This is a genomic window from Clostridia bacterium (assembly GCA_024685775.1).
Taxonomy (GTDB): domain Bacteria; phylum Bacillota; class Clostridia; order Christensenellales; family CAG-1252; genus CAG-1252.
This window is the reverse complement of the sequence record JAIKVL010000012.1, coordinates 1-9,866: the sequence shown is the minus strand read 5'-3', so window position 1 is coordinate 9,866 and position 9,866 is coordinate 1. Positions and strand designations below refer to the sequence as shown.

At 47.5% G+C, this 9,866-nt stretch carries 10 protein-coding genes; 4 read left to right on the top strand and 6 right to left on the bottom strand.

All coding sequences use genetic code 11. The annotated features are described in order from the left end of the window. Positions 1-186: hypothetical protein (locus tag K5753_02685; GenBank protein MCR4726109.1), on the top strand; the 186-nt coding region annotated here is incomplete at its 5' end. Positions 187-269: 83 nt separating this feature from the next. Here K5753_02685 and K5753_02680 read toward each other — a convergent pair. After that, the gene (locus tag K5753_02680) at positions 270-3,320 is read right to left on the bottom strand and encodes a hypothetical protein (GenBank protein ID MCR4726108.1); all 3,051 of its coding nucleotides are present in this window, start codon (positions 3,318-3,320) and stop codon (positions 270-272) included. Between the two features lie 325 nt (positions 3,321-3,645). Here K5753_02680 and K5753_02675 point away from each other — a divergent pair, with 325 nt between their 5' ends. From K5753_02675 to K5753_02665, 3 genes are all read left to right on the top strand, one after another. After that, entirely contained in the window at positions 3,646-3,876 is a 231-nt protein-coding gene (locus tag K5753_02675) for a hypothetical protein (GenBank protein ID MCR4726107.1), read from the top strand. Between the two features lie 216 nt (positions 3,877-4,092). Then, positions 4,093-4,278 (top strand): hypothetical protein, encoded by a 186-nt coding sequence (locus K5753_02670; protein ID MCR4726106.1) that lies wholly within the window; start codon positions 4,093-4,095, stop codon positions 4,276-4,278. Between the two features lie 31 nt (positions 4,279-4,309). Beyond that, entirely contained in the window at positions 4,310-5,968 is a 1,659-nt protein-coding gene (locus K5753_02665; protein ID MCR4726105.1) for a hypothetical protein, read from the top strand. A gap of 57 nt (positions 5,969-6,025) precedes the next feature. On the opposite strand, the gene K5753_02660 is transcribed toward K5753_02665, so the two are convergent. The 5 genes from K5753_02660 to K5753_02640 form a co-directional block, all read right to left on the bottom strand. Further along, complete coding sequence (locus K5753_02660; protein ID MCR4726104.1) at positions 6,026-6,208, bottom strand: hypothetical protein; 183 nt, start codon at positions 6,206-6,208, stop codon at positions 6,026-6,028. Positions 6,209-6,225: 17 nt separating this feature from the next. Then, complete coding sequence (locus K5753_02655) at positions 6,226-6,540, bottom strand: HNH endonuclease (protein ID MCR4726103.1); 315 nt, start codon at positions 6,538-6,540, stop codon at positions 6,226-6,228. 82 nt (positions 6,541-6,622) lie between these two features. Next, complete coding sequence (locus K5753_02650; protein ID MCR4726102.1) at positions 6,623-6,841, bottom strand: helix-turn-helix domain-containing protein; 219 nt, start codon at positions 6,839-6,841, stop codon at positions 6,623-6,625. Positions 6,842-6,896: 55 nt separating this feature from the next. Beyond that, a complete protein-coding gene (locus K5753_02645; GenBank protein MCR4726101.1) occupies positions 6,897-9,044 on the bottom strand; it encodes an AAA family ATPase in 2,148 nt (715 codons plus the stop codon). 29 nt (positions 9,045-9,073) lie between these two features. Next, complete coding sequence (locus tag K5753_02640; GenBank protein ID MCR4726100.1) at positions 9,074-9,358, bottom strand: hypothetical protein; 285 nt, start codon at positions 9,356-9,358, stop codon at positions 9,074-9,076. Positions 9,359-9,866: the final 508 nt, after the last annotated feature.

The window sequence follows — 9,866 nt, the reverse complement described above, 5'->3', positions numbered from 1 at the left end:
TTGAACGAATCCGAAACGGTGACGAACGCGTTCTCGGCGAAGCGAGTCGCGGGCGGCTTCGAGATCACCGCAGAAAATAACGCGGACGTCGATCGCGTCTATTCGATCGCCGTCTATGCGGACGGAAAGAAATTCGAATCGGAGTTCAAGATCAAAGCGGGCGAGAAAAAGACCGCGCGCGTTTGATAAAATCCGTTTGATCGAACCCGAAAACGAAAAAGCCTCGGCAGTGCGCCGAGGCTTTTTTCGTAACGAACGGTTTGATTCGTTTATTTGATCTTGCTTCCGAGTTTGCCGTCCTTGCCGAGGGTGCGGTAGAAGCGCTTTCCGTCGGGGAGCAGACGGACGCTCGTGATCGTCTTGTCGTCGTCCGAGGCGTCGAGAAGGGTCTTCCCGAGAGGAACGGAGGGCGCGTCGCTTCCCGAGAGGATCATATCGCCTCTCTCGTAGGTCATCGCGAAGTCGTCGAGATCGAAATCGTTTTTATGAGGCAGGAAAGCGTACTCGATCGTGTGCTTTCCGCGGTCGGCGGTCGGATCGGGGACTTTCGCGACGTCCGCGCCGGTCGGCGAGGTCAAAAGGGTCAGGCGAACGCGACCGTCCAAAACGTCGTAGCCATGTTTGGAGCGGTTCAGAAGGGCGAAGGAATAGCCGTCCTCTCCGACGAGGTCGGAATAGGTGATGGCGGGGACTTCGAATCTCGCCTTTTCATAGGAAGTCTCCCTCTTTACGGGGCGTTCCAATTTTCCGAACGGAACCTTGTAGAACGCTCTCGGATTTCGGACGTTCGTCTGCGCCGAGAGTTTGAGGTCTTTTCCGTTTTCCCACCAATCGGCGTGAAGCACGCAGCGGATCATCGGGTCGTTCGCGTAGAAAATGAAGTCCTGCGTCAAAAAGCTCGTCGGGTAATCGACGGCGGGCGTGTGCCAGAGATAGGTGCCGAAGTAGGGCTTTTTCTCCGTCCAGATCCCGAAGGAGTACTTCGCGCGGACGACGACGCGGACGGGACCTTGCTCCGCGATCTCGAATCCGAAGCATTTCGCGTCCCACTCTTTGCCGGTAAAACCGAAGTTCCAAGAGTCGTAATCGCGGCTTCTCGTGTCTTCCAAAATCCTGAAATTGCCGATCGCTCCGCCGCAGAATTCTTTGCCGTCGTAGATCAGGGAAGTGATCGCGCCCTTTTCGGGATCGAAGACCGCTTTGATCGCGCCGTTGTCGATCTCACACCCGCGAACGGTGATCGCGCTCTTCGGCGCGCCGTCCGTAAAGGTCAGCTTTTGGAAAGAATAGGGAGCGAGATTTTCGAAGCGAAGGGCGGTCTTTCCGTCGAAAGTCTTTTGATAAGCGTGTTTGTTGCCGTTCGAGTCGAGGACGAAACCGCAGTCCTTTTCGGGCGCCTTGTCGAGGACGAGAGGCGCGTTCGAAGAGACGGAGACGGGGTGGAAGACGTAGACTTCGTCGCCCGATCCGAGCGCCTTTTCCGAGACGGCTTTATTCGCGGAGTCGAGAAGGGCGAAGGCTTTGTCGAAATCCTCGTAAAGGTCGAGATAGACTTTGAGCATCGACGTTCCCGCGAGGATGTCGTGGAACTGCGCGAAAAGCTCTGTCTCCCAAGCCTTCGTCAGATCGCGGAAATCCCCGGTCGCCGCCTGCAAACTTTCCGCGTTCAAAAGCGCGCGCTCGCATTCGCGGTTCAGGAATTTGGTCTTCGCTTGAACGGTATAGGTCTTTTGGTGCGTCTCCAAAAACAGTTCGTTTTTGATCGTCGGCAGGGTCGAAAGATCTTCGGTCTCGGTCAGGATCTTGTAAAACTCCGTCAGACCGCAGAATTCGATATTCGGGAAGACGGTTTGCTTTTTGAGTTCGTCGAGCCTGTCCATCATAACGGGTTGCGGACCGCCGCCGTGGTTGCCGTAGCCCCAAAGAATGGGAATATGATAGAATCCGTCCGTCAGGTGATGGACGCGGACGGTCTTCGCGAGCTCGTCGAATTCGATATGGTTGGAGTGACCGGGATATTCGTGCAGGGTCAGGATCTTGCTTCCGTCGTCGCCTTCCCACCAGAAGTGGACGTAGGGGAAGAGGTTATATTCGTTGTAACGCAGTTTTTGCGTGACGAAGTATTTGAGTCCGGCGTTCGTCAGGATCTTCGGAAGTCCCGCGTTGAATCCGAACGCGTCGATATTGACGCCGCAGGTCGCCTTTTTCCCGAAGAGTTCGAGGGCGGTCTTTTGCCCGAATTCGAGCTGACGCATCCAGCTTTCTTCGCCGACGCATTGGCAGTCGGTCTCACACCACATTCCGCCTTGCGGTTCGAATTGTCCTTTGGCTGCGGCGGCTTCGACTCTTTTCCAAAATTCGGGATAGGCCTTTTTCATATCGCGCCACAGGACGGCGGACGTCTCGACGTAGGTGTAATCGGGGTTTCTTTCCATCAGATTGAGCTGAGTCTCGAACGTTCCCTTCATGCATTCGAGGGTCTCGGGATAACGCCATTTCCAAGCGAGGTCGATATGGGAATGCCCGATGAAATAGAGGGTAAATCTCTTGGCGTAATCCGCGACGGGTTTCAGCATCGCGAGCGCGGGTTTGAGCTTTTGAAGAATCGTGTCGTCGCGCAAAGACGCGATGAGGTAGTTCGCGGTCTTGACGAGGCACTCCGTAAAGGTCTTTCTTTCTTCGCTCGTGAGCTTGGATTTATGGATATCGATCTCACCTTGCAGGTAGAGGTTTTCGCGGCGGTTGGAAGTGGATAAGAGGTGGCATCCCGCGCGAAGCGACCGTGCCGCGTTCGCGATAAGCGCGTTCGAATCTTTGAGTCCGGTGAGATAGTAGCGGGTTACGAGATCGGAGATCGGGTTTTTATTCGGACTGTCCACGCGAACGAAGACGTAATGCTCTTTGCCGTCCGGCGCGGAACCGAGATCGAAATTTCCGCCCATATAGGAGTAAAGCTCGACCGCGTGATCGTCGCAATAAATATCGAGGTCAAGCTCGGTGTAATAGGTGAAACCGTAATTCCCGAAATCCTTTTTGTCGAAGAACTTCGCGATATAAGGGAGCTCGAGCTTCGCCGCCATCCAGCCCGTTTTGGGGTTGGAAGGATTCTTCGTCGTCGGATCGAAAAGGGGAAATTCGCGGATCTTTTCGATCGAGGGAAGCGGTTCTTCTTCGCTTCCGTCCCATCCGTGATACTTCGTAAGGACGGGGCAAGCGGCGTCTTCGAGCGCTCGCGCGAAGTCAAGGACGTCTTCGAGCGTTTCGCAGTCGTTTTCGAGATAATGGGCAAGCAGCTTAAAATGCGCGTTTTCCGGTTTCATTTTTATTCCTCCGATCAGCCTTCGTTTCGCCAGCCCCGCAAAGCGCGACGGTTTTTTTCGGCTAAAACAAATTATATAATTTGCGGAATTCTCTGTCAATCAAAACGCGCCGCAGAACCGTTTGAACGAGGGAATTGAGATGCGGCGTATCAAAATCGAAAAACAGTTCTGCGGCAAATCGAGAAAAAAGTGTTGATTATGCGCTATATTATGAATATATAATTAAAAAGACAATTGATTTTTCTCTCATTTTGTATGCTTTTTATTGTCAACCCCGACCCGAAGAAGAAAGGAAAAGAAGGAAAAGAAAGAAAAGAGAATATGTATGAATAAGAAACTCGCGATAGTCGTATTGCTTGTGTTGGCTCTCGTGCTCGCGGTCGGTCTGTCCGCTTGCCAAGAGAACGGCAATCCGCTCGAAATCCCCGAGTACGTCGTGCCGACGATCGGCGCGACCTACGGGCAGACGCTTGCGGATATCGCGCTTCCCGCCGGATTCTCCTGGCAGGACGACGCTTCGACTTCCGTCGGCGCGGCGGGGAGAAAAGGTCTTTAACGTCATCTTTACTCCGTCCGACGCGGCGCATTACGATCCCGTCCGCAACATCCCCGTTACCGTTCGCGTCGCGAAAGCGACCTACGACCTGTCGGGCGTAACGTTTGAGGACGCGCGCTTCGTGTATGACGGCGCGGAGAAAAAGATCCTGATCGCGGGCGAACTTCCCGGGGCGTCTCCGTTTCCTATCAAAATAACGGCAAGGCGAACGCCGGCGTGCACACGATCGTCGCGCGTTTCTCGGGCGACGCGTCGAACTATAACGCGATCGCCGATATGACCTCGACCCTTCTTATCAATAAAGCCGCCTACGATCTGTCGGGCGTGACATTCGAGGGCGCGAGCTTTCTCTTTGGAAAGGAGAGTCGGTCGCAATTTGGCAAGACTCGCAGAACGGCGTGACCTATTCCTTTAATTCTTTCGATGATAAAAAATGAGCTTGCGGGCAAGAATAAAGCGTTCCCCCTTTGAAATGTGCTTCGTTTATGATGGCATTCATTCGATGGATGAACTGGAAGATCTCGATCCCATCGCTTCGTATTACGTTTGCTTCGAGGATTCGACCTGTTTCTTTCTTTCGGAGACTCCGTACGGCAATGATGCGCTTCGCTACTTTGATTACGACGTCGATAACGGCGCGGTTTCTCCGTTCTCGGTCGGCGAAGTCTGCTATTTCGTTTATGAAAGATTCATACAATTATCCGAAGAACCCAATGGCGAAGGCAGTGAAAATGTGGTTACGTTTTCGTTCAACAGAAAGGGAGAAAAGCAGATCGTGTTCGGCTATGAAGGCGAGTATTCTTCCGCCGCGGATCTCCCCGAACGCTTCCATTTGGAAGGTACTTGGTCTATGGAAGGCTCCATCCTTACTTGGGTAGGTTTCGATGACCGAATCGCCTATTATCAACCGAACGAGAAGGATCCCGAGGATCTCGTCCTTCGCCCCTATTTCGGAGAACTTTGCTATTTGCTTTACGATCCTTCGGAAGATCAGACGCTCGGCTTCTTCGATAAATTCGGGGAGAATACGGCATATTCTTTCCAAGGCGAAATCTCCGAAGAAAATATGGATTCCGTGACCGGCGGCGGCATCGGCAAATGGACTTACGATGCGGATGCGAAGATGCTCGGCGCGGGTGCCGGCAGCTACTACTTCCGTTATTATTTTTATCAGGATGAGGGCGGAAATTGGAATCCGATCGTCGAGTCGAGTGAGTCTGCGCTCACGATCTCGTTCTATTCCTATGAGTATCGGTATGACGACAATAAAAACAGCTGGTCGACCATTACCTATCTTTTTGCGAAGGACTTGGAGACGCATGCTCAGCCTATTTACGAGTTTGTCCGCGAGGGAATCCTTGCGCCGCTGACGTACGCCGAGTGCAAGGCGGTCTTGGAGGATCCGAATTCCGTGAACGGAGAGGACTATTATCATAGCAATGAGTATGCTTGGGATAGCAGCGGCGAAGTGATTTATACGATAACAGGTACAACGTTTTATATCGGTCTCGATTTCGGCGTTTCTTTCTTCGGCGAGTGGTACGTCTTTGAAGAAGGGGGCGTGGAATATCTTTTGATACGTCAATCGTACAATAATTTTTACGTCTACACTTTCGAAGACTATACGGCGGCGCAGATCCTTCATATGAAACCGGATACCGCGATGAGTTTCCTTTCGGAATCGAATGCGTTTGTCGCCAAGAGGTGGGGAGAACGTTACATCAGAATTCACAACGACGAAACCGATCGGACCGATATTCTTTCGATCACCGGACATACCGTCGCGCCCATGGGGATTGATAATCTTTTCTGCTCCGGTTCCTTTACTCGCTCGGGTGCGGACGGGGATAAGGATTGCACGGCCGCCTTTTGCAAGAGGGAAGAGGGTGTCATCTTCGTCTTTATCACGGAAGGAACCTATGGCTTCGATGAACTCGACGGCTTGGATTTCGAGTTCTTCGGCGAGGCATATGAGTTCCCGTTTGAAGAAAACGTGTACTCCGTTTACGCGGATGAGAGGAATTATGGTTTCGAATTTAACGGCACCGTCGCCACGTATGTGGATTTAGGTGGCGGAATGATTATACTTTGATCGGCTTTGAAAGAAACGAAAAGCGGTGCGAATCACTTGGTTCGCACCGCTCTTTTTTTATGCTTCGTCGCTTTGATCCCGACTGTTTTCGTATTCGGGATTGTTCGGATTGCATTGGTTTGCGTGATTGTCCAAGTTCGCTTGGTACGCCGCGTTGTTCGGGTTGTTTTGGTTTGCGTAATGATCACATTGCGCTTGCGTGTGAGTGTTCCCGGAAACTCCGTGTCCTCCTCTGCTCATCGATCTCACCTCCTTTTTTATTGCAGTTGAAAAATGTCGTATTCGTCCGACGTTCCTTTTGCTCTTTTTGCTTGGTAGTGCTTATCGTTTGCAAACCAATCGGGAAAAGAATCGCCCTTTTCGGCGTTGGTCTCTTTGTTGCACAAGACGATATTGCTCAAAGTATCCTTTCCGCCTTTGGATAAAGGACGGATATGATCGATGGTAGGGCAGTAGCGACTGTTCGGATTTCCGATTGCGGATTTTGTCATTCTTCTGCCCGTGTAATCGTAAACGTCGGTTTGATTCGGATAAATGCTTTCCCAAAGCGTGATTACGTTATATCTTGACATTGCCGTTCTCCTTTTTTTCTTCATTATAATTCGCGCTTGTTTTCAATACAATGAACGCTCGTTCAAAACGTAAAAAGCATCCTCAAACGAGGATGCTTTCTATGGAAACGTTGAATACTTGCGATAGCGCGAACAGGCTTTTTGCGTTCGGAAGCCGGTTGCCTTTTTGCCAATAGTACAATACCCGTGGGGTTGTGTCTAAAAGCTCGGCGATCTCTTCGTTTGACATACCCGACTCTGCGAGCAATTTGCCGATATTTTGCGCAACCTTCTTTTGATTCAGTTCCTTGATTTGTTTCATAACGTCACCTCCTATAAATGATGTGACCGGTAACGTTATTCACGAGATTATTGTATCACTTGCTTTTCTTGTTGTCAATCTTCGGGATACCTAAGGTAGTGAACAGTTGTTCGAAATTATTTAAGGTTTGTTGGTTTAATTGATCTTTGCTCTGAATCTTTTTGATTTTTCTTTGGGCAATTTTCCAACGTCCTTTTTCTTTGTCATAGTAAGAAAACTTATGGTCTTCGTCTTTAAAGTAGCTTTCTAAGCAGCCTTTCTCATCTTCACCAATAAAAAAGCAACTTTCAGGATTAGACTCTATTTCTTTTATAATTTTTTCATATTGCGTATGACTTTTTGCATAGTCTTTGCCCTTGTATTTATTGTCGTTATCTAAAATTGCTTTGAATTTTATCTTTTCCTTAATGCATAGATAAGACATTTGTAATATGGATTCGCCGTCGCAAACGTGGATGTCATAATTGTTTAATGAATAACCCAGTAGTTCTGCGAATTTTTCCACGCAGACTTTATCCGCAACGCCTTCTACAAGCAAAAGTGTTTTTGATAAATGAAAGAGGAGATCGTTCGTTTTTAAGATGCCTAACTCTTCTTTGATCTTCTTACAGATGTCGTCTTCTTCGCCGAATTCTGTAACCGCTGTTCCGTTTTCCGTCATGGAAACGTTGTAAACGTTTTGCCATTTTTCGGAGATCATATAAGGGCTGTGGGTCGTAATGAAGACGTAGATTCCTTTATTTGCGAGGTCTTGCAATTCTTTTTTGAATTCCGTCTGCGCTTGCGGGTGCAAAAACGCGGCGGGCTCGTCAATAAACAAAAAATCGTCTTTTTTCAAAAGCTGTTTTACAAAACGATACGTCAAATACCACCGCCTACCGAGGCTTGTTCCGTTAAAATCGACTTTCGTTCCGTCTTTTTCAATAACGAAAAGTTTCAGTTCTCCGTTTTCGATCGTCGCACGAAACTCTTTGATCTCGACTTTATCAAAGTCGGGAACGTGCTTTTGCAAGAATCCTTTGTTGATTTTTTCTACGATTTGCTTTTGCCTTGATTCGGAGAGTTCTTTAATTTTAAATATGGACTCGTCCTTGTTATAGAAACTCGCCTGTTGAAGATACCGATCAAAGGCATCAAAGATCGGATTTTGCGAGTTTAAGTTAAGACGATTGTTCGCTTCTTTGTTGTAGTGTATACCGTTTCGATCATAGAACAGAAGCGTGTTCTCGTTGTCGATATAGTAGCCGGTTCGGAATACATTATCCTTTAATATTTCGCAAAATTTTCTATGCGTTTCATCAATTTTATTTTTCCGATCATTTGCATTGTCAAAAAGTTTTTCGATCTTTTCAACGGTTTCGTTGAGTTCTTTGACTTTTTCGTGAACGTCTGAAAATGATGATTTCAGTTGAGCGTTTATTTTTTTTATTTCACGGTTTAATTCTTTATTTGCTGCTTCGAGATCCTCTTTTTTTAAATTCAAACTCTTTGCGATAATGGGGCTGATTTCCAATTCTGCATCTTCTTTGATTTCATGAAGCGTTATTTCACGAAAAGCAAAAGGATAATGGTGGAAATAATCGTTGAGTGCAAGCGAAAAAGAATCCTCTGGAAATGCCTCTTTAATATATGCTTTTATCTCATTTATTTCGCGCTTTATCTCTTTGATTTTCGAATCAATGTCTTGTTTCCTTAGAGAATATAGACTCCCGCGATAATCTTCGAGTTTAACCGGTATTTCAAAATATGATTCTTTTGCATAATCTATTTCGATTTCTCTAAGTTCTTCGATGTAAGAATTTGCGGAGTTTTCGATTTCTTTTTCCAGTTTTTCCAGTTCTTGTTTATACTGAGTCCACTTTGAATTAAGTGCAGGTGCTTTCACTTTGCGAACGTCCGGTTCGCCGTTGAAAAATAAAACGGTAATCCTTTTATTGGTTTCGTTTAATTCTACCGAATTGAAAAAGTCTTTCTTTTCAGAATCCGTTATTTCCAAAACGTATTGCGAAATGATCTCTTCGGTTTTTTCGCGATAAGAGTATCCTTGCCAAGTCAGCGATTTCCGCAGCGCTTGCAAAACGTTGGTTTTACCCGATCCGTTTTTTCCGATAAAAGTGTAGAATCGATCCGCATCGTTCAATTCGATCTTGACCGGATTTTTGATGGATTTGAATTTTTCGAGTTGTATTTCTTTGAGTTCCATAAATTGTATCCTTTTCGTTGCTTTGTGCTTTATTTTTTTACGATTCCGAGGAATCGGAGCATTTTATATGCCGCTTGCTTTTTCGCATCCTTTACTTTGGCGCCTTCACCGTCGGTGTAGTAGCCGTTCAGAGAGCAACGGACGGTGAAGTTGTGGCTGTTGTTTTCATAGACTTCGTCGTCGATGGTTTCATAAATAGGGCGTGCGATATCTTCCGCTTGGCAGTATTCCTGCAACATATTGATCGAGTTTTCAAACGTAACGATAAAAGTGTTGATTTTCGGTTCCACTCTTTTTTCCAATACTTCCAACATTTTTCTTGCTGCTTCGTTTTTGCGTCCGCTCCCTACCGATACATTCCCTTATTTCTCCAAGTCCACCTGACTCTACGGATATTGCTAAATCGGTACGCGCTTCTTATCTCTATGTGAGCGGGCAATCTACTATCATTGAGTTGTCACCATGGAGCTTTTGTCTTCACTTGCTTTTGTTATCATACCTGAAGCACACTTATGATTTTGCCACTACAAAGGTAAATCGCCATTCTTGTGCTGCAAGGCTGGCCGGAGGCCTTGGCTACACAAATTATTTTCAAACAAATGAGCCGTGAGCCGTGGGTCATACTAATTTCTGCTAAAGCCCGCAAGGGGTGAAAATAATTTGCTTCGGCCTTGCTGCTCTTCGCCTGGCTTACCTTGATAAAGCACTGTCAAAATTCAAAAGTGCTTCGGCACACAAATCCAATAACAAAAACTCTTTACCACTATGACAACTCATTACATGACAGCAGATTTCCGCCTTCGCTCACACAAAAGAAGTGCA